The organism is Desulforhabdus amnigena (genome assembly GCF_027925305.1).
GTDB lineage: Bacteria > Desulfobacterota > Syntrophobacteria > Syntrophobacterales > Syntrophobacteraceae > Desulforhabdus > Desulforhabdus amnigena.
Genome location: NZ_BSDR01000001.1, coordinates 2,490,324 through 2,510,882, shown reverse-complemented (window position 1 = coordinate 2,510,882; position 20,559 = coordinate 2,490,324). Strand labels below are relative to the sequence as shown.

At 52.7% G+C, this 20,559-nt stretch carries 16 protein-coding genes; 10 read left to right on the top strand and 6 right to left on the bottom strand.

What is annotated here, in order from left to right; translation table 11 throughout:
- The first annotated feature begins 65 nt into the window (after window positions 1-65).
- The 9 genes from QMG16_RS10640 to QMG16_RS10600 all read left to right on the top strand — a co-directional run bounded on the left by QMG16_RS10640 (window position 66) and on the right by QMG16_RS10600 (window position 9,771).
- A complete protein-coding gene (locus QMG16_RS10640; RefSeq protein ID WP_281794120.1) occupies window positions 66-1,235 on the top strand; it encodes a cysteine desulfurase family protein in 1,170 nt (389 codons plus the stop codon).
- 162 nt (window positions 1,236-1,397) lie between these two features.
- Window positions 1,398-3,944: a TIGR03960 family B12-binding radical SAM protein gene (locus QMG16_RS10635; RefSeq protein ID WP_281794119.1), complete on the top strand. Its 2,547-nt coding sequence runs from the start codon at window positions 1,398-1,400 to the stop codon at window positions 3,942-3,944.
- On the top strand, window positions 3,916-5,493 hold the full coding sequence (locus tag QMG16_RS10630) for an Rne/Rng family ribonuclease (protein WP_281794118.1): 1,578 nt from the start codon (window positions 3,916-3,918) through the stop codon (window positions 5,491-5,493). The genes QMG16_RS10635 and QMG16_RS10630 overlap by 29 nt, the downstream gene beginning before the upstream one ends.
- A 90-nt stretch (window positions 5,494-5,583) precedes the next feature.
- Window positions 5,584-6,888, top strand: coding sequence for a glutamate-1-semialdehyde 2,1-aminomutase (gene hemL, locus QMG16_RS10625; protein WP_281794117.1), 1,305 nt, complete (start codon window positions 5,584-5,586; stop codon window positions 6,886-6,888).
- 75 nt (window positions 6,889-6,963) lie between these two features.
- Window positions 6,964-7,206, top strand: a complete 243-nt coding sequence (locus tag QMG16_RS10620; RefSeq protein WP_281794116.1) for an AtpZ/AtpI family protein — start codon at window positions 6,964-6,966, stop codon at window positions 7,204-7,206.
- A complete protein-coding gene (locus QMG16_RS10615; protein WP_281794115.1) occupies window positions 7,203-7,604 on the top strand; it encodes an ATP synthase subunit I in 402 nt (133 codons plus the stop codon). The genes QMG16_RS10620 and QMG16_RS10615 overlap by 4 nt, the downstream gene beginning before the upstream one ends.
- A 3-nt stretch (window positions 7,605-7,607) precedes the next feature.
- Window positions 7,608-8,327, top strand: coding sequence for a F0F1 ATP synthase subunit A (atpB, locus tag QMG16_RS10610; protein WP_281794114.1), 720 nt, complete (start codon window positions 7,608-7,610; stop codon window positions 8,325-8,327).
- Between the two features lie 196 nt (window positions 8,328-8,523).
- A complete protein-coding gene (gene atpE, locus QMG16_RS10605; protein WP_281794113.1) occupies window positions 8,524-8,904 on the top strand; it encodes an ATP synthase F0 subunit C in 381 nt (126 codons plus the stop codon).
- 207 nt (window positions 8,905-9,111) lie between these two features.
- Window positions 9,112-9,771 (top strand): redox-sensing transcriptional repressor Rex, encoded by a 660-nt coding sequence (locus tag QMG16_RS10600; RefSeq protein ID WP_373878732.1) that lies wholly within the window; start codon window positions 9,112-9,114, stop codon window positions 9,769-9,771.
- A gap of 12 nt (window positions 9,772-9,783) precedes the next feature.
- Here QMG16_RS10600 and uvrA read toward each other — a convergent pair whose 3' ends face one another.
- Genes uvrA through QMG16_RS10570 form a run of 6 tightly spaced genes read right to left on the bottom strand, consistent with a single transcriptional unit; the run spans window position 9,784 to window position 17,819 of the window.
- Window positions 9,784-12,387 (bottom strand): excinuclease ABC subunit UvrA, encoded by a 2,604-nt coding sequence (gene uvrA, locus QMG16_RS10595; protein WP_281794111.1) that lies wholly within the window; start codon window positions 12,385-12,387, stop codon window positions 9,784-9,786.
- A gap of 59 nt (window positions 12,388-12,446) precedes the next feature.
- Entirely contained in the window at window positions 12,447-13,487 is a 1,041-nt protein-coding gene (pdxA, locus tag QMG16_RS10590) for a 4-hydroxythreonine-4-phosphate dehydrogenase PdxA (protein ID WP_281794110.1), read from the bottom strand.
- Window positions 13,488-13,524: 37 nt separating this feature from the next.
- On the bottom strand, window positions 13,525-13,857 hold the full coding sequence (locus QMG16_RS10585; RefSeq protein WP_281794109.1) for a 50S ribosome-binding protein YggL: 333 nt from the start codon (window positions 13,855-13,857) through the stop codon (window positions 13,525-13,527).
- A 37-nt stretch (window positions 13,858-13,894) separates the two neighbouring features.
- A complete protein-coding gene (gene nadA, locus QMG16_RS10580) occupies window positions 13,895-14,806 on the bottom strand; it encodes a quinolinate synthase NadA (RefSeq protein ID WP_281794108.1) in 912 nt (303 codons plus the stop codon).
- A gap of 8 nt (window positions 14,807-14,814) precedes the next feature.
- A complete protein-coding gene (locus tag QMG16_RS10575; RefSeq protein WP_281794107.1) occupies window positions 14,815-15,579 on the bottom strand; it encodes a LolA family protein in 765 nt (254 codons plus the stop codon).
- The gene (locus tag QMG16_RS10570) at window positions 15,576-17,819 is read right to left on the bottom strand and encodes a DNA translocase FtsK (RefSeq protein ID WP_281794106.1); all 2,244 of its coding nucleotides are present in this window, start codon (window positions 17,817-17,819) and stop codon (window positions 15,576-15,578) included. The genes QMG16_RS10575 and QMG16_RS10570 overlap by 4 nt, the downstream gene beginning before the upstream one ends.
- A gap of 811 nt (window positions 17,820-18,630) precedes the next feature.
- On the opposite strand from QMG16_RS10570, the gene QMG16_RS10565 reads away from it, so the two are divergent.
- Entirely contained in the window at window positions 18,631-20,556 is a 1,926-nt protein-coding gene (locus QMG16_RS10565; protein ID WP_281794105.1) for an FAD-dependent oxidoreductase, read from the top strand.
- The last annotated feature ends 3 nt before the right edge of the window (window positions 20,557-20,559 follow it).

The window sequence follows — 20,559 nt, the reverse complement described above, 5'->3', positions numbered from 1 at the left end:
AAGATTTTTCAGTTTTTGTCTATATTGGAGTTTATAGAAGAAGAGAAATGGAGGAATTGGGTCAAATGGAGAACAAGCGGATCTATATGGATCATATTGCGGGAACCCCTGTGGCTCCGGAAGTCGTGGAAGCTATGGAGCCTTTCCTGCGAGAGTATTTTGGAAATCCGGCGAGCATTCATCACGATGGCGAAGAACCTCAGGAAGCTCTTTTCAAGAGCCGGGAACAGGTGGCCCGCTTGGTCGGGGCCGAGCCAGAAGAGATCATTTTCACTTCTTGTGGGACGGAATCCAACAATCTTGCCATCAAGGGAACGGCTTTCCATAGGATGAAGGAAAAAAGGCACATCGTCGTTTCCGCAGTGGAACATTATTCTGTATTGTATTCTGCCAAGGCGCTCGAACGGTTTGGGTTCGAAGTCACTGAAATACCCGTCGATTCCTACGGGCAGGTGAATCCCGGGGATGTGAAAAAGGCTCTGCGCGAGGATACCGCCCTGGTTTCCATCATGCATGCCAACAATGAAGTGGGCACCATTCAGCCGTTGAAAGAAATTGCTTATTATACAAAAGAAAAGGGAATTCCGTTCCATTCCGATGCCGTCGCTTCGGTAGGGCGCATTCCCGTGGATGTCAGGGACCTGGGCGTTGATCTCTTCAGCTTTGCTGCGAGCCAGTTTGGAGGCCCCAAGGGTACCGGAGCGCTCTATTGCAAAAAGGGGGTCCAGCTATGGCCTCTCTTTCACGGTGGCGGACAGGAAGACGGACGCCGTACGGGAACCGAGAATGTTGCCGGTATCGTTGGAATGGGCAAGGCGGCGGAGTTGGCCCTGCAGAATCTGCCTCACCGCATGGCGACTTGTAAGCATTTAGAAGATCTGCTTCGAAAGGGGATTGCCGACCATGTCGATCAGATCAAGTTCAATGGGCATCCGGAAGAGCATATCCCCGGCCTTGTGAATGTTTCCATCCGTTTCGTTGAGGGTGAGGCGTTGCTGCTGCATATGGATTTGCGTGGGATCAGTGTGGCAGGGGCTTCGGCCTGTATGTCCATCACCGCCAAGGCATCTCACGTGCTGGAAGCCATGGGCGCTTTGGGCGGAGAAGCGCTGGGCACATTGCTTTTTACCCTGGGGGAGGAAAACACGGAAGAAGAAGTTCAACAGGCCGTGGATACTCTCTCTCACGTGGTGACTATGCTGCGGGCCATGTCTCCTTTGTACAAGCGGGCATAGTTGATTTGAAGATGGTCTGAAAGTTCATTTCAAAGAAGCTTCCGACCCGGACATTCCCAATGGTCTCGGTTTTTTCGTGGGAAATGAGGGTGAGGCGTCTCTCTTGAAAAAAGAGGCTGGGAGGGTTTTCAGGCGTTTTCCAGAAGTTTGGAGTTTTGGTTTATGTTGGAAAGGTCCTTGTACGGCATCGAAAAGCCGGGGCGCTATATCGGGGGGGAAATCAACGCTTATCGAAAGAGTTTCGATGAGGCCCGTGTGCGGTTTGCGCTGGCATTTCCCGATGTCTATGAAGTGGGGTTGAGCCATCTGGGCCTGCGATTGCTCTACCATGTTTTGAACGGGATGGAGCATGTCATGGCGGACCGGGTGTATGCGCCCTGGCAGGATTTCGAGAGCAGGTTGAGAGAGCTGGCCGAGCCGCTTGGCGGAGTAGAGAGCGAGCATCCCCTTGATGAATTTGACTTTGTGGGGTTCAGTCTTCAGTACGAGCTGAGCTATAGCAATATCCTGACGATTTTGGATCTGGGGGGGATTCCTCTTGAAGCCAGGGACCGGAACCTGGAGCACCCTTGGGTCATCGGCGGTGGACCTTGTGCTTTCAATCCCGAGCCTATAGCGGAATTTTTCGATTTTTTTGTTTTGGGGGAAGCCGAAGAGGTGCTGGTGGAGCTGGTAGATGCTTTCGAAAAATGGAAGGCATCGAAGGGGACTCGACAGGAATTTCTGGAAAACATTCGAAGAATCGAGGGAATATATGTGCCCTCCTTTTTTGATATATCGTATCGTTCCGATGGCGTTATTGCTGCCGTGGAACCCCGCTTTAGCGATTATACTTCTGTCAGAAAACGTTTGATTCTGGATTTGGATGACGACGCTCCTATACCGGAACGCCCTCTGGTGCCCATGCTGGATATCGTACACAATCGGTTGGGGCTCGAGATTGCCCGCGGTTGTACGCGGGGGTGTCGCTTTTGCCAGGCAAGCTTCATTTACAGGCCGGTCCGCGAACGGAGCCCGCAGGTCCTGTTGGATTGTGCCGAGAAAGCTCTTGCCAACAGTGGATTCGAAGAGTTGTCGCTCCTGTCGTTGAGTACGGGGGATTATTGCCGGATCCAGCCGTTGCTTGCAGCTCTCATGGAGCGGTTTGCGAACGAAAAGGTAGCGGTCTCCTTTCCGTCCATGCGCGTCGGGACCCTGACGCCGGAACTCATGGAATTGATTCGGAAGGTGCGAAAGACCGGCTTCACTCTCGCCCCTGAGGCAGGAAGCGATCGGCTGCGCCGCGTGATCAATAAGGGGATCCTTGAAGAGGACCTATTGGCCGCAGCCGAGAGCGCCTTTGGGCTGGGATGGCGCCTCATAAAGCTTTATTTCATGACGGGCCTGCCTACGGAAACCGAGGCGGACCTGGATGCCCTCGTAGAACTTTGTATGAAAGTGTGGTCCCTCGCCAAACCTTCCAAGTCTTCCGTCAATGTTTCCGTTTCGACCTTTGTCCCAAAACCCCAAACGCCTTTTCAATGGGCCCCGCAGATTCCTAAGGAGGCTGTAGAAAGCCGTCTTGGAGAGCTGAAGGTGCGGCTGAAAAAACCGGGATTGCGCTTGAAATGGCATCATCCGGACCACAGCATTTTGGAAGGCGTTTTTGCTCGTGGGGACCGACGTCTGGGGAAAACCCTGAAGCGTGCGTGGGAACTGGGAGTGCGCTTTGACGGTTGGACGGAGCTTTTTCGCCGGGATCTCTGGGACCGGGCTTTCGAGGAAACGGGAATGGATCCTGCCTTTTACAGCCAGCGCGAACGCTCGCGGGAAGAAATCCTGCCGTGGGACCATCTCTCTTCAGGTGTGGAAAAAGGGTTCTTGTGGAAGGAATATGAGAAGGCCCTGGCCGAAGAAGCCACCCCCGATTGCCGGTGGGACCGGTGCAGCCTGTGCGGAGTTTGTGATCATAAAACGGTTCAGCCTCGATTGCACCGCGACGAAATTCCTCTCACAGCGGGACCTGGGAAATCTCAAAGTCCAGGGACGGACGAAGGGTTTCCGTACCGCTTCCGCTACTCCAAGCTGGGGAAAGCCCGTTTCTTTGGGCAGCTTGAAGTCGCACAGGCTTTCAGTCGTGCCGTGCGGAGGGCAGGACTTCCTGCGGCCTATTCCAAGGGATTTCATCCGCATGTGAAGCTTTCGTTTGCCGATGCCCTGCCGCTCGGAATGGAGAGCACCGTGGCGGAGGCCCGGCTGACTCTCACGGAGCGCCTCGATCCCCTTGTCGTCAAATCCGGACTCAATCAGCATCTGCCTGAAGGTTTGGCCATAGAAGACGTGCGTCGGTCTACCACGCGGACCATGCAGCCGGACAAGCGGCGCGCCACGTACCGCGTGTCCGGTTTGAACCCGTTCGAGGTGCGCAGCATCCTCGACGGCTGGTCGGATCGGTTGGAGGAGCAGCTCGTTAAGAAAACCAAAAAGGGAGAAAAAAGAGCCACACTCAGGGAAGTCCTTCTCGATGTGCGGGAACTGGATGCAACCACCCTGGAGATGGATCTACTGGAAGGGACGCAGATGTTCTTCAGGCCTATGGCGATTCTACAACATCTTTTGGGGGAACCATTGGAGCATTTCGCTGGATGCCGGATCTGTAAGACAGCTATATCCCGCCTTGCGGGAGTGGAGGAAAGAGAAGATGTCGGCAGAGCTCATCATCAATGGTGATTTTTTTGAAACTCGTGTAGCCCTGGTGGAAAACGGGCAGGTTGCAGAATTCTATATCGAACGCAGTTCCGACCGTGGTATCGGCAGCAATATCTATAAGGGGCGTGTCGTCAGAGTGCTTCCAGGCATGCAGGCGGCCTTTGTGGACATCAACCTGGAGAAGGCTGCATTTCTTTATGTCAGCGACATTCATCATCCCATGGGGGAAATCGAAGAGGTCTTGTTGAATGCATGCGAAGTGGGGGGAGAAGAAGCGAACGTCGAGGAGCCGTCCGAACCTGCCGAGGAGGAACTGAGTGACGCCCTTTATCTGCAGCGGAATCATGTCGAGATTCCCATTGAAGACCGTCTTCAGGAGGGGCAGGATATTCTGGTGCAGGTGGCCAAGGAACCTATTGGAAACAAGGGAGCCAGAATTACGACGCACATCACGTTGGCGGGGCGTCATCTGGTTCTCATGCCCACGATGGATCATGTCGGAGTCTCCCGGCGCATAGAAAATGAAAAGGAGAGAAAGCGCCTGCGAGACCTCATGTGTACCATCAAACCTCCCCATTGCGGATTCATCGTGCGCACTGTCGCCGAAGGGGCCGAGCCGGAAAAACTGGAAGCTGAAGTGGATTTCCTCATGAAGCTCTGGGAAAATATTCAGCGCCGGGCAGAACAGGCTGCTGTCCCTTCCATGGTTTATCAGGAACTGGATATCACTCTTCGAGCGGTCCGGGATCTCTTCACCAAGGAAGTCGACCGCCTCATCATCGATTCCGAAAGCGAATATCGAAAAATCCTCAACTTTACCGAAACCTTCATGCCGTCTCTCAAGAATGCGGTGGAACTTTACCAGGGAGAGGAACCCATTTTCGATGCGTACGGCATAGAAATGGAAGTGCAACGGGCGTTGAGCCGTAAAATCTGGCTCAAATCCGGAGGATACATCGTCATAGAACGGACGGAAGCTCTCACGGCTATCGATGTGAATACGGGAAGATATGTGGGGAAGCGCAACCTGGAAGAGACGATTCTCAAGACCAACCTGGAGGCGGTCAAAGAAATTGCCTACCAGCTGCGATTGCGCAATATCGGCGGCATCATCATCATTGATTTCATCGACATGGAAAAGGAGAGCAATCGGGAGAAGGTTTGCAATGCCCTCAAAGACGCCATGCGCAAGGACAAGAGTAAGACCAATATACTGAATATGTCCGAGCTGGGGCTCATTGAAATGACTCGCAAGCGCACCAAGGAGAGTATCGGGCAGATACTTTGCGAGCCCTGCTTCTATTGCGATGGAGAGGGCTATCTCAAATCCAAGCAGACGGTTTGTTATGAAATCCTGAGAGAGCTTCAAAGAGATCACAGGGATCTTTTCGGCCGGAATATCCTTGTGGTGGTCCATCCGGAAGTGGCCGCCCGCTTTTACGATGAAGAGCGAGTGCCGTTGGAGAAGATGGAAGAGCGGTTGCATGCCAGTATCGTGGTCAAGGGGGATTCGACTTATCACCTGGATCAATATGATGTCACGGTGCTGGAGCCATCGAGCGAGGGATGAAAATGATCTGACTTGGAAAGCGATGTTATCATGAGCCATGAGTTATGAACCATGAGCCTTTTTCATAAATGATTGCAAAGGAAAAACATCATGGAGTGGGAAAAATCCAAACGGCTTTACGAGGAAGCATGCAAGTGGATCCCCGGGGGAGTGAACAGCCCCGTGCGTTCTGCCCGTGCTGTGGGGATGAACCCTATTTTTGTAAAGGAGGCGAGAGGGTGCCGCCTGGTTGATGAGGATGGCAATACCTACATAGACTATGTTGGATCCTGGGGACCCCTGATCGTCGGACATTCGCATCCCGACATCGTTGAAGCAGTGCGGAGAGCGGCCGAGAAGGGAACTTCTTATGGAATTCCCACCCAACTGGAAATTTCCATGGCGCAAAAAGTGGTCGAAATGGTTCCTTCCATCGATATGGTTCGCATGGTGAGTTCTGGAACGGAGGCGACCATGAGCGCCATACGGTTGGCCCGTGGATATACCGGACGAAAAAAAATCATCAAATTCAATGGGTGTTACCATGGCCATGGAGATTGCCTTCTGGTGCAGTCCGGATCCGGATTGGCCACATTGGGTATACCCGGGAGTCCCGGAATACCGGAGGAAATCGTCATGCACACTCTTTCGCTCCCTTACAATGATCTGGGGCAGGTCGAGGAAGTGATGGAGCGTATGGGGAAGGAAGTTGCGGCCATCATTGTTGAACCTGTGGCGGCCAATATGGGCGTGGTGCTTCCCAGGCCGGGATTTCTGCAGGGGTTGAGAAAACTTTGCGACGCATTCGGAACGGTATTGATTTTCGATGAGGTGATTTCGGGTTTTCGTCTGGCCGCTGGAGGTGCCCAGGAGGTTTTCGGCGTTCTTCCGGATCTGACCTGTCTCGGGAAAATCATTGGAGGAGGCCTACCCGTGGGAGCCTACGGAGGCAAACGGGAAATCATGATGAAAATGGCCCCCGTGGGGGATATCTACCAGGCGGGGACCCTATCGGGAAATCCCCTGGCCATGAGTGCAGGTCTGGCTACGCTCAACATTTTGAGCAGTGCCGGCATTTATGAAGTGTTGGAGGAAAAGGCGAATTACCTGGTTCACGGGTTGGCCGAAGGGGCGAAAGCGGCAGGTGTTTCAGTGCGGATGAACCGGATCGGGTCTCTGGGATGTGGTTTCTTTACTGCTGAAGAGGTATGTGATTTTGAGAGCGCACTCAAAGCCGATACTCAGGCATACGCCGTTTTCTTTCAGGAAATGTTGAAAGGGGGAATCTACATGGCGCCTTCCCAGTTTGAGGCTTTCTTTGTAAGCCTGGCTCATGAAAAAAGTGATTTGGATCGTACGGTTGAGGTTGCAGCCCAGGCCTTTGAACGGGTCAGGGAACATTCGGCCCGGGGATGAAATTTCAGAAAAAAACATTGACTGAACCAGGGACCTATGCTAGGAACCTGTGTGAACATTTACACGAAGTGGGCCATGAAAGAAGAAAATAAAAAGTATCTTCGACAGATCGCGGCAGCCAGCACCATCGGTTTCCAGGTGGCTTTTTCCATCTTTATCGGCCTTGGTATCGGCGTCTGGCTGGACAGTCGCTTTGGAACGTTTCCATGGCTTGCCCTGCTCTTTATGGTTTTTGGAATAGCTGCGGGATTCCTCAATTACTACCGATTCGCCGTCAAGCAACAAAAAGAAGATGAAAAGGATTCAAAAAAAGAGTGAGGGATGTCCTGCCAAGTGAAAAGCTTCTGCGGCGGATCGAATGGGTGAATGGTTTTCTGCTGGCGGTTATGACGCTTGGGGCTTGGGCGTTGTTTTCTATCCAAATGGCTGTGGGGGTGTTTTTGGGTGGGGCCATTGCTACGGCCAGTTTTCAGGTGCTCAAGTGGCAATTGGGAAGGGCGTTCGGAACGCCTGGAAAGATCCCCAGCAAAGGTGGCCTTTTTGCCAGTTATTACCTGCGGTTTTTGGGTACGCTCTTTCTCGTCTTTGTGGTGATGTATTACGGTTGGGCCGATCCCATTGCGTTTGTGGTGGGGTTGTCCGTGGTGATATTGAGCATCGTTTTGGTTGGAGGAGTGGAGTATTTGGTCGTGTCAGCAAAAAGGGGGGACAGTTAACGTATGGAACACCCAATTCTTTTCCTGAATATCCTGTTTCAAAAGTTGGGTCTGCCCGTGGTCGGGGCAGAAGAGGCGCATACCCTTTTGGAGCAAGTGCTTCAACCGCATGTGACATATACATGGTTGGTGATGATAGTGCTTTTGCTCCTTGCCAAGCTTGCGGTCAGCAGGATCCAGCTGGTGCCCGAGGGCGGTCAGAATTTTTTTGAAGTGGTGATCAATGGTATCGAAGAGTTCATGATCGGCATTACCGGCGAACATGGGCGATTCGTCTTTCCCCTGATAGCCACTCTGGGCTTCTTTATTCTCCTCAGTAACTACCTGGGAATGATTCCCGGCTTTTTCTCCCCTACGGCCAATATCAACACCACTGCAGCATGCGCCCTCATTGTCGTTGTTTTCACTCATGTGATTGGCGTCAAATTTCACGGTGCCAAGTATATCAAGCATTTCATGGGGCCCGTCTGGTGGTTGACCCCTCTCATTATGCCCATTGAAATCATCGGTCATATCGCGCGCGTTCTCAGCCTCTCCATCCGTCTTTTCGGCAACGTGTTTGGTGAGGAACTCGTGCTCGGTATTCTGTTCTTCCTTGCCGGTCTCTATCTGGCTCCTCTGCCGATGATGTTCCTGGGGTTGTTCACCGGTTTCATCCAGGCGTTCATTTTCTGCCTGCTTTCCATGATGTATTTTGCGGGTGCTCTCGAAGAAGCACACTAACGACCTGTCTGAAAACCCATCCTTGGCAGCGAACACCTCTCCGGTCCCTCCTTGAGGTGGGGGGGAATTGAGGGGGGTGTTCCAAAGTCCATGGGAAGTTTCAAACGGGTTCTAAATCTGGCGGTTACGGGAAGGCCGTGTGTATTATATCAAAGCTTTATCCACAAAATCCATTTAACCAAAGAGGAGGTTTTTCATGTCCAAGAAAGTTGCTCTGTTGACGACGTTGCTGGTACTGGGTTTGACCGCTATGGCTTTTGCTGCTGAGGCTCCTGCTGGTGGAGCTGAAAAGGCAGCCGGCATTAGTTTCTTTGTTTATTCTGCAGTAGCGGCCGGTTTCGGCATCGCCATCGCGGCTTTCGGTTGCGGTATCGGTCAGGGCATGGCAGTTAAGGGCGCAGTGGAAGGTATTGCACGCAATCCCGATTCTTCCGGTAAAGTTACCGTTACCATGCTGATCGGTCTTGCTATGATCGAATCTCTTTCCATTTATGCTCTTGTTGTTGCACTGATCCTCATCTACGCAAACCCTGTATCCAAACTGATCCAAGGCTTTGTAGGTCTGGTAGCGCACTAAGAAGGGCTTCTTCGTAAGTTTTCAGTTCCAATAGATGCAGGGGGAGGGGAGCGAAGGTTTTCCTGCCCCTGCATCCTCGCTTATGATAGGAAACCTTTGACCAGGCCTATTTTTTGGTCCAGTAATGTGAATTATCTCACATTACTGGACCAAAAAATGCATTCTTAAAAAGAGCGCATTAAAAAGTTTGTCTTGCTCCATTTTACTCTGCAGGAAAAGCATCGAGGTCAACGGATGAAATTTGCCAAGATTCCAATGGCTACCATTAACCGGCTCTCCATATATATGCGCACCCTTCAGGATCTCCTGGAAGAGGATGTGGACGTGATTTCCTCTGAACGACTGGCCAAGCAATGTGGGGTGAATCCGGCTCAAATACGGAAAGATCTGGCTTACTTCGGTGAGTTCGGTGTTCGGGGCGTTGGTTATCGGGTAAGCGATTTGGTCAACCAGATCAAAGAGATCCTTGGATTGCAAAGGCCATGGAACCTGGCCATGATCGGACTGGGAAACCTCGGGTCGGCCTTGATCCGACATGCAAATTTCGTCAAGCATGGATACATTTTTACGGCCGCTTTCGATGTAGATCCTCAGAAAGTGGGTAAGAGGTTGCCAAACGGTCTGATCATCAACCATGTGGATGAGCTTGAAGAACTCATCAAAGAGCGTGAGGTGCATATCGGACTCATTACAACACCGGCAAGTGAGGCTCAAAGCATCGCCAACCAGCTTGTTCTGGCAGGCATCAATGGAATCTTGAATTTTGCGCCCGTACAGATTCAGGTGCCCGACTGCTGCCATGTGGAAAACGTGGATTTTACCATCAAGCTCGATTCCATCGCCTATCATTTGTCGAGCGGACTGTAAAAGGATGTATTTCTAAACATCTCCATCGCCAGAGACAAAAAACCTCCTCAGATACAGGCCGGTTTGGGAATCCCCGGCTTCAACAATCTCTTCCGGTCTCCCTGTGGCTACAATGTACCCACCTTCTTCACCCCCCTCCGGCCCCAAGTCTATGACATAGTCTGCCGTCTTGATGACATCGGGATGATGCTCGATCAAAATCACGGTATTTCCCCTGTCCACCAGCCTCTGCAATATCTGCAAAAGTCTCAGGATGTCTTCAAAGTGAAGACCGGTAGTGGGTTCATCGAGAATGTAGAGCGTTTTTCCTCCCGTCTTTCTGCTCAGTTCCGTGGCGAGTCTCACGCGTTGAGCTTCGCCTCCGGAGAGGGTCGTTGCAGGTTGTCCGAGGCGCAGATAACCCAGTCCCACTTCAAGGAATGTCTGAAGCTTGTGATGGATGGCGGGAAAGTTTTCAAAGAGAGCCATTGCCTCCATGACGCTCATGTCAAGAACTTCAGCGATGGATTTTCCTTTGATCTGAATCTTCAGTGTCTCGGCATTGAAGCGGCTGCCATTGCAAACAGAACAGGTGACATAAATGTCTGGAAGAAAATACATGTCAATGCGCTGAAAACCTTCCCCTCTGCAGCTTTCACATCTTCCTCCCTTTGCATTGAATGAAAATCGGCTGGGACTGAAGCCTGCAGCGCGTGCATCGGGGGTTCGGGAGAAGAGTTGCCGAATTTGATCGAATACTCCCGAATAGGTTGCAGGAGTCGATCGGGGCGTTCGCCCGAGAGGAGACTGGTCGATCAGGATGACTTTTTCGATGCTTTCGGTGTTTTGAAGCTCGGAAAAGGGTTCCGGTTTGGCCTTGCTTCTGTAGAATTTTTGCGCCAGAGCACGATAGAGGGTGTGCATGACAAGCGTGCTTTTCCCTGATCCCGATACACCGGTCACGCAAATGAGACATCCCAGTGGAAATTGAACGGTGATCCCCTTCAGGTTGTGGCCCCGGGCTCCAGTAAGAGTCAGAGCGCCATTTTGGAATGGCTTCCGGCGATTCGGAATGGGAATGGACTTCTTTCCGGAAAGATACAGGCCGGTGAGGGAGGAAGTGTGCGATTTCAAGGCCTCGGGAGGACCTTCAAAAAGTACTTCTCCTCCTTGCACTCCGGCACCGGGACCCATGTCTACAACGTAATCGGCCTGCAGGATGGTCTCCCTGTCGTGTTCCACCACGACGACAGTATTGCCGGAATCACGCAAACGGAAAAGGACCTGTATCAGCCGTTCGTGATCCCGGGGGTGTAAACCGATGCTCGGTTCATCGAGAACATAAAGCACTCCGGAAAGGGGTGCGCTGATCTGGTGGGCCAATCGAATCCGCTGTGCTTCACCTCCCGAAAGCGTATTGGCCGGGCGATCGAGCGTAAGATAAGAAAGTCCAAGCTCTTCCAAACTGGAAAGGCGAAAGAGAATTTCCCGCCTGGGACGCTCTGCGATGAGTTCCTGTGAAGGGCTGAGGGGAAGCTTCAAGATCCACTGGCGAATGGCAGGGATGGAAAGGCGGGAGACCTCATGGATACCCAGCCCGTTCAGACGCACGGAGCGGGAGGCGTCATTCAGGCGGGTTCCGCGGCACCCCGGACAGGGGACTTGACCCTCTTCCATTTCATCACTGTCGTTGAAAGGTTCTTCCATCCAGCAATCCCAGTCTATCCCCTCGGTGCGCGGCCTCGAAGGTTTTTCGGCTTGCCCGGCGTGGGCTCTTTCGGTGACGTATCCAAGTCCCTTGCACACCGGGCATGATCCGAGGGGATGTTGAAAAGAAAAGAGGCTGGGTGACATTTCAGGGGCAGTGAAGCCGCAGGAAAGGCACTGGTGGGATTCACTGAAAACCTTTTCATCCCCTTCGATGCGGACAACGGTGACCGTTCCATGCCCCATCTTTGAAGCGAGTTCCAGGGAATCCAGGAGGCGGCTTTCCTGTGTATGTTTGAGAATGAGGCGATCGACGACAATATCGATGTCATAAGAAGGGCTGCGGGGAAGGTGCGGCAGAGGTTCCAGTTCGTATATCCGGCCGTTCGAACGGATGCGGGCGAAGCCGTCCTTCCTGAGTCTTTTGAGAAGATTGGGCAGGTTCTTTTCATCGATGGGCACCAGAGGCGCCATTATCAGCAATCGGCTTCCTTCGGGCCAATCCTGCTGAATTTCATGGGACATTTGGAGGATAGTATAGGCGCGAATCGGCAGGTTGCATTGAGGGCAAAACACCGTTCCCAGGTGCGTGTAGAGCAGCCGCAGGTGGTCGTGAATTTCGGTCAGGGTCCCGACCGTGGAGCGGGGATTCCGTGGAAGACCCTTTTGCTCGATGGCGATGGCTGGGCTGAGTCCACGGATCTCGTCCACTTCCGGTGCATCGAGCTGATGCAGGAAGTGTCGTGCGGAGGTGGATAGAGCCTCGATGTAGCGCCTCTGTCCTTCGGCGAATAGGGTGTTGAAGGCGAGGGAAGATTTGCCCGATCCGCTCACACCGGTAATGACGATGAGTTTATTGCGCGGAAGAGCCAGGTGAATGTTTTTGAGATTGTGCTGGCGTGCTCCGCTGATGATGATCGACTGGTCCATGGGATGATGAAAAAAATGAAGGTTTGGAATGTTTCAATTTGCCGGTGGTTTCGGCAGCCTCAGGACTGAACGGATGATTTCCTGCGGTTGGAGGCAATGGTCGCAGCCAGTTGGACCGCCTCCAGCAGGCTGTTCGGATTTGCCGTTCCGGTTCCCGCAATTTCGTAGGCCGTTCCGTGGTCGACGGAGGTTCGTACAATGGGCAACCCCAGTGTTACATTCACCGCATCATAGAAGTGAACAAGCTTTATGGGTATGAGACCCTGATCGTGGTACATGGCGATCACGGCGTCGAATTCTCCCTGAAAGGCCCTGTGGAAAAGGGTATCGGGAGAATATGGCCCGCTCAACCGGTAAAGGTTCGATTGAAGGGATTCGATGACCGGTTGAATCAGTTCCATTTCTTCATTGCCGAAGCGACCCGCTTCGCCGGCATGCGGGTTCAGTGCCGCCACAGCGATGCGCGGAGAAGGAACGCCGAAATCCCGAAGCATGGCCTGAGCTGTAATTTCTATGGTTTGGCGCAGTATTTCCGGCGTCAGGAGTCGGGGTACATCGGCGAGAGCGTGATGGATCGTGGCAAGCGAAACGCGAAGCCTGGGACCGGCAAGCATCATCACCACATGGGGAGTATGTGTCAGTTCCTGAAGGAATTCCGTGTGGCCGGGAAAGGAAAATCCATTGGCATGCAGATTGGCCTTGTGAATGGGACAGGTAACGATGGCGTTTACCAGACCTTCCAGCGCCCAGGAAACAGCCTGGCGGATGCTTTCGACAACGGCCGCGCACGCAGCGCGGCTGGGATGGCCGTAGCCTATATCGGCAGATGTCAGCTCGCCGGCGGATTTTATGAATAGAGTTCCGGGGCGGAACGTTTCATCGATTTCTGAAGGATTTTCAATGGGATGAATAGTGAGCTCCGCGTCCAGGAGGTCAATGGCGCGTTGAAAAGCTAGTGGCTCCCCGACGATCAGTGGGCAACAGCAGCCTTCCATATCTTTTGAAGCGAAAGCCTTGACAATGATTTCAGGACCTACCCCGCATGGATCCCCCATGGTGATGGCGATGCGGGGAATGAATGGTCGTGATGAAGCGGTCATATCCACTTCCTTGATTTTCATTGGAAATGAGAGATGATCATTTCCCATACCAGGCGTCAACCAGCGGTCCGATATCGAAGCTCTTGATTCCGGATTGGGTTTCGAACCAATTCGTGACTTTCGTTCGATCTTCCTCTGTGACCGAGCCGCGAGGTGCGTCCAATATCACAAAGCCTTCCCACGAGCTGCCGTATCCGCCGCCGCCAAAGAGAAGGCCGTTGGATTCTATGGCTGTTGAAAGGAAGCTATCCAAAAGTTCATTGCATTTTTCCGTGGGCAGTTCATCGGCGAACTCAAAACGAACCAGAAAACCCAGTTCTTTATATTCACCTACGCGAAGTTTCTTTCTCAATCTTTTTTTGCGGTGCATGTTCATCCTTTCATAAGAGGAATTTCCAAAATGGGAACTAGCCAAGGGTCAACATTCTCTCTACGGCTCCCAGGGCCCTGACGCGAATATCTTCAGGGACTGTGATTCGGGGTTGCAACGTTTCAAGAGAACGGAGGACATCCTCCAGAGAGGTCTTTTTCATATCGGGGCAGATCAAACTGCCCGAAGCGGAGTAGAACCGCTTGTCGGGATTCTGTTTTCGCATGGGATGAAGAATCCCTTCTTCAGTGCCGATGATGAAGGCCTCGTGGGTACTTTCACGGACGAAGCGCAACATTCCCGATGTGCTTTGAATCATATCGGCAAGATCGAGGATCTCGGGGGGACATTCGGGATGGGCGAGGAAAAGCGCTTCGGGATGCTCCTGTTTCTTCTTCTTTACGGCATCCATCTTGAGATGATGATGAATGGGGCAGTAGCCGTTCCAGTGCATTACCTGCTTTTTTGTATGACGAGCGGTGTATTTGGCGAGGTTTTGGTCGGGAGCCATGTACACGGTGTCATGATCTTTAAAGGATTCCACTACGTGAATGGAATTGGCCGAAGTGCAGCAGACAGTGCTTTCCGCCTTGACGGCGGCCGTGGAATTCACATAGGTCACGATGGGAATACCGGGGTATTTTGCCCGTACAGTGCGAACATCCTCGGGGGTGATCATATCCGCCATGGGGCATCCCGCATCGAGACGCGGAAGCAGCACGGTTTTGCCCGGATTCAGAATGGCTGCAGTTTCCGCCATGAAGGCGACCCCGCAGAAAACGATAACCTCTGCTGCTGTTGAAGCCGCCTGGCGGCTGAGCTCCAGTGAATCCCCGGTCATATCGGCGATGTCCTGAATGACAGGCGGCTGATAGTTGTGAGCCAGGATAATGGCATTTTTTTCCCGCTTGAGTTGCAAGATTCTTTTTACAATTTCTTCTTTATTCATGTGCATTCCTATTTCGAAAGGAGCTTGGCTTTAAGCTTTTGTATTTCTGAAGGGGTCAGTTGCCGTCCTTCACTATCCACAACCACCGCGGACGGTGGGATGTCCAAGTCGAAGAGTTTCGCGTCCAGTCGGGGCTCTGGCCTCAGACTGTCCAAAACAATAAGATTGGTGTTTCCCAAGGCATCACGGCTTTCTATGCTCAAGATGCGGTAGGTCTTGAGATCCACCCGGAGAAGCAGGGACTGGATGTTCGGGTCCTCCTGCCGTGGAATCAGCTTGAGGACGGCGACTTCCTGGGTCGTCTGTTTGGAATCGAGATTGACCTCAAAATTCTTTCTCACTTCCACCATTCCATCGAAAAAAGTTTGCGCCAGAGGGGATGAAAAAAAAGTGTTGGCGTCAAACAAAGAAAACTGTTTCTCGGAAGGAACATAGAGCCATGCCAGCTTGTGATTCGCCACAAAGATCTGAACTTCCGGTTTTTCGTATTCCCAGCGCATCTGCCGGGGTTTTTCGTAGTACAGGACCCCGGAAGCCTCTGTCTTCATGGCGCTGGCTGCGGCGGATGTTGTCGTTTGATGAAACTGTGCCGTGAAGGCGTTGATTTCCTGATAGTAGGACTCCGTTTTTTTCAGTATATCCCCCAAGACCAGTGGAGCTGCGGCATGGGCTGCAAAAGAACAAAACATTATTCCCCAAAAAACACCACACAAAACCATCTTTTTCAGGCTTTTCCTTTTCATTTTCGTCTCACTCAATTTCTTCTCTGTCATGAAGCGCCTCTTCCGAGGACCTCTCTGGGTTTTACCCCATCGGATGCTCCCACAATGCCCTGTTGTTCCATCATTTCTATCATGCGGGCTGCACGGTTGTATCCTACACGAAGCCTTCTTTGCAACATGGAAATAGATGCTTGCCGGGTTTCAAGAACCAGTTCGATCGCCTCTTCGTATTTTTCATCCAATTCTTCCTCCTGGATTCCTTCCGAGGAAGAGATTTCCTGAAAATTGACCCGCTCCCGCAAGGGATCATCCGCAAGCTGTTGAACTCTCCAGAACTCCGTCAGGTGCTGTACCTCGGCATCGGAAATGAAAGCCCCATGGATGCGCTGGAGTTTGGCCGTTCCGGGAGGGAGAAAGAGCATGTCGCCGCTTCCGAGAAGGCTTTCGGCACCGGAACCGTCTATAATGGTTCGGGAATCGATGCGTGAGGATACCTGAAAGGAAATACGTGTGGGGATGTTGGCTTTGATGATGCCCGTGAGTACGTCCACGGAAGGCCGTTGGGTAGCCAAAATGAGATGGATTCCACATGCGCGTGCCATTTGAGCCAATCGAGTGATGGATTCTTCCACTTCTCGGGAAGCCACCATCATGAGGTCTGCCAGTTCGTCGATAATAATGACGATATAGGGGAGGCGATGATGTTGGAGCCCGGATTCCTCCAGAGGAGTGGGGGCAGTGTTGGTGCTTGTCGTTTCTTCCCGTGCCAGGGCACGGTTGTATCCTTCAATGTTTCGAACATTTTTGTCCGCAAGGAGCTTATAGCGCAATTCCATTTCCTGCACCGCCCACCGGAGAGCTCGAGTCGCCATTTTGGGCTCCGTCACCACCGGGTGGACAAGTTGTGGAATCCCTTCATAGCTGCTGAGTTCGATGCGTTTGGGGTCGATGAGCAGAAGCCGCATGTCATCAGGCGTATTCCGAAAAAGAAGGCTGCTGAGAACCGCGTTGATACAGACGCTTTTCCCCGTTCCCGTGGCTCCGGCGATGAGCAGATGGGGCATCTTGGCAAGATTGGCCACGACGGGCTGTCCCGTGATGTCTTTGCCGAGAGCGATCGTAAGTGGAGCCGTGGACCCTGAAAAGGCTTCGGATTCAATGACGGTTCGAATGGAAACCAGTTCACGGTGTTCATTGGGAATTTCTATTCCGATGGCAGCCTTGCCCGGAATGGGAGCTACGACACGGATGCTGACCGCCTTGAGAGCCATGGAGAGATCGTCGGATAACCCGACGATTCTGCTGATTTTTATTCCTGGAGCAGGGGCATATTCGTACATGGTGATCACAGGACCCGGGCAAATCTCCATTACTTTTCCCTGCACGCCGAAATCTGCCAGCTTTTCCTGCAAAATAGCGGCGTTGTCCTCCAGTTTTTTCATGTCCGGTTTGCGGCTGGTCGCTTCATAGGCGTCCAGGAGATCCAGAGGAGGAAGCGCATATTGCCCGGAGGCCGCAGGAGGAGGCTTGATGGGCGCAGCATTCCTGGTGATCTTTTTTGCCTCCGGGATGGGAACCGCAGGTGGTTGCTGTACAGATTCAGGGGCGGGAAGGGCCTCCACCATCGGGGAGGAAGGTTTTTTGACTCTGCGCGGACGTGAAGCCGCTACAGGAACAAGTTCAGGAGGTTCCGGACGCAGATTGCGGATTTTCTGGAAGAACTGAATGGCGCCGCTGAAAGCTCCCTTGCCGCACAAGGAAATCTGTCGACAGATCCAATCCAGGGAAGACTCGATCGTCAAGGGAGTTGAAAGCAGCAGGGCGATGAGAAACACTCCTACCAGGAGAATATGGGTTCCCACAAAGTTCAACCTTGCTGCAAGGAATTGCGCCAAAAGAAGACCGATTTCACCACCGGTCAGAATTTCCTGGCCAAAAAAGTGTATTTTGGGCTCGTGGAGAGCTGCAAGACTCATGAAGCTCAGGAACAGAAGGAATATTCCCACATACTGGATACGCCCGTAGGGGAGAGGGGGGGCGCCTCGAAAAAGGCACAGACTGAACCAGAAACCTAAAAAAGTGAAGCCGTAGGCGGCGAGTCCGAAAAAAAAGAAGAGCGACCACGAAATATGAGCTCCCAGAGATCCGATCCAGTTGCGGGGCGAGCGGCCCATGCTCGATGCATTGAAAAAAGTCGGATCCGAAGAATGGAATGAAATCAGGCTGAAGAAAACCATTAGCGTAATGGTCAAAATGCAGAGCGCCCAAATTTCATGCTTTTTGTTTTCCACTTGATAAAACCTCAACCGATCTTTCATTTGAGTCGTTTCGCCAAAGGCGAACTCCGGAAAGGGAAGGATTCCGCAAACAACGAAATCATCCTGAACATTTAAACCCAAGGCGCATGCATATCAACCCCAAAAGGGAGAAAAGTCGGAGATTAATAACACACTCGGCCCTAAAACTTAAAGGCGGCATGGGACGCAATCTCCTCATTCATACTCCATTGTGACCGCTACGGTCATGGGGGTGGATCTCTGATCAGCCTTAAGAGGAATCCGTTCCTGATGATTGAATGGCAGAGAGCCTCTCATCGATTTGCCGGGGCAGCGATTTATGGATTAATAGAAAATTTCCATTTTACATATCGTCAAGCTTTCAGTACTTTTATAGCTGAGTGCCCGAGCGAGAATTTTTTTTAGCATTTCAAAATATCCGATCGTCGCTCCCGCTTTCAGAACCCTCCAAAGGAGTCTGTAGATGTATCTTTTTACCGGTTTTACCTGAGGTGGCGCTTCAATGCTACCCGTGTTCGGTAGGTTCGGGGTCAGACCGAAAGATACTCTTCCCATCACATCATTTTCTCCATTCTCCTCTCATCAATCCTCCTGAAATCTCTTTCAGTCCGACTCTTTCGCTCTGCCGGAGCCTCTTTAGCGGCTCAGGATCGAAGGAGGCGCAAGCTCGATCGTAAAGCCTCTCCTCGGAGTCTATTTTCTCTATCGATAAGTCATGTTTTCATTGATATGAATGCATTGATAGCTTCTTTTCGGAAGAGGACCCCGCGTTTTGAACAGCAGAAAAAACGGATGAGAGAATAAAATGACGAGTCAGATCTTTTCGACATGGGGGAGATGGGTACCCGGGCGGGAACCCGTTCAACCGGAAAAACTGCCTGTGGAGTTCGCCCCGGGGAGGCCCCTCAAAGCATTTATGGGTTGGGACGGACTCTTCGTCCACGACTGGTCCGTGAACCTGGTGGACATGGTGCGAGCTTATATGGAAGAGGCGCGAAAGGAATCCTGCGGCCAGTGTTTTACCTGTCGTCTCGGCACGGAAGAAATTTGTGGCATCCTGGAAGGAATCTGTGGAGGAGAGGGCCGTCCGGAGGATTTGGATCGCCTGGAAGTACTGGCCCGAGCCATGATGGAAACGGGCCGCTGCGACATCGGGCAAACGACTCCACGGCCGCTTCTGGATCTACTTTGCCATCGCCGGCAAGAATTTCTCGATGTTATACAGAGTAAAAAGCCTATCCCCAAGGGAAGTTATATTGCCAAAGTGACCGCTCCCTGCACCAATGCCTGTCCTTCACATCTGAATATTCCCGATTACGTGGAAAAAATCCGTATCGGTCGCTGGGATGAAGCGCTCTCCACCATACGGCGGGATTGCTCTCTGCCGGGAGTGATCGGCAGAGTTTGTGTCCGCCCCTGTGAATTCAACTGCCGGCGCCAGCGCGTGGACGACGGGATCGCCATCCGGGCTCTCAAGCGCTATGCCGCTGATGCGGAGCTTGAGCACCATGTGGAGCCTCCTTTACACCCGGGGCCTGGTAAAGGCAAAAAGGTGGCCATCATTGGAGCGGGGCCGGCGGGTTTGTCCTGTGCCTACTACCTAGGATTGGCGGGGTATCGTTCTACGGTCTTCGAAGCTCTGAATGAACCGGGAGGGATGGCCGCAGTGGGGATTCCCGACTATCGGCTGCCTCGAAATATTCTGCGGGGAGAAGCCGCTCAGGTGGAAAAACTGGGAGCTGAAATCCGCTACGGTGTCAATGTGGGAGTGGACGTTACTCTGGAAGACCTGCTCAGAGAAGGCTATGAGGCGGTTTTTGTGGGGGTGGGGGCTCCCGAGTCGGCCAAAATGAGGTGTGAAGGTGAGGATGCCGGGTACCGGTGCTTCATGACCGGCGTGGAGTTCCTGCGCCGTGTAGCCATGGGCGAGCGTCCCATCGATGGGAAGAAGCTCCTGGTGATCGGCGGCGGCAACGTGGCTATGGACTGTGTGCGTTCGGCTCTACGTCTGGGGTTTGACGATGTGAATCTGATCTACCGCCGCACGGAAGCGGAAATGCCTGCAGATCCTCAGGAAGTGAGGGAAGCCAGGGAAGAAGGTGTCCACTTCCATTACCTGGTGGCCCCCGTGAAAATCATCGCGGAGGAGGGCAAAGTGACCGGTCTCGAATGCCAGAAGATGGAGCTGGGTGAACCCGATGCATCCGGCAGGCGGCGTCCCGTGCCGGTGGAAGGGTCCAATATCGTGATTCCCTGCGATGCCATCGTGCCCGCCATAGGCCAGGTCTGCGTGGTGGACTGCGTTCTGCCTCCCGAAGAAGTGGAAATTTCGCGCTGGAAGACTCTCGTAGTGGACGAGATCACCTGCCAGACCAGGCAGCCTTACGTCTTTTCGGGAGGCGATTGTGTGACCGGCCCCGCCACCCTCATTGCCGCCCTGGCGGCGGGCAAGAATGCGGCCCGCTTTATTGATCAGTACCTGACCTCGGGGAAATGCATACCGGGCGACAGCGACTGGATAGAAAAACTCATAGGGCAGTTGGGGATCTTTTTTTACAAGGAAAAAATGCCCTACGAGGATACGACCAGGAAGATGCATCCCCCGGTTCTTTCTCCGGAGGAGCGCATCAAGAGCTTTGCCGAGGTCGAAGGCGGGGTGAAGCCGGCTCAGGCCGTCAAGGAAGCGGCTCGTTGTCTGCGTTGCTTTCGTATTGCCATGGCCGCAGTTTAGAAG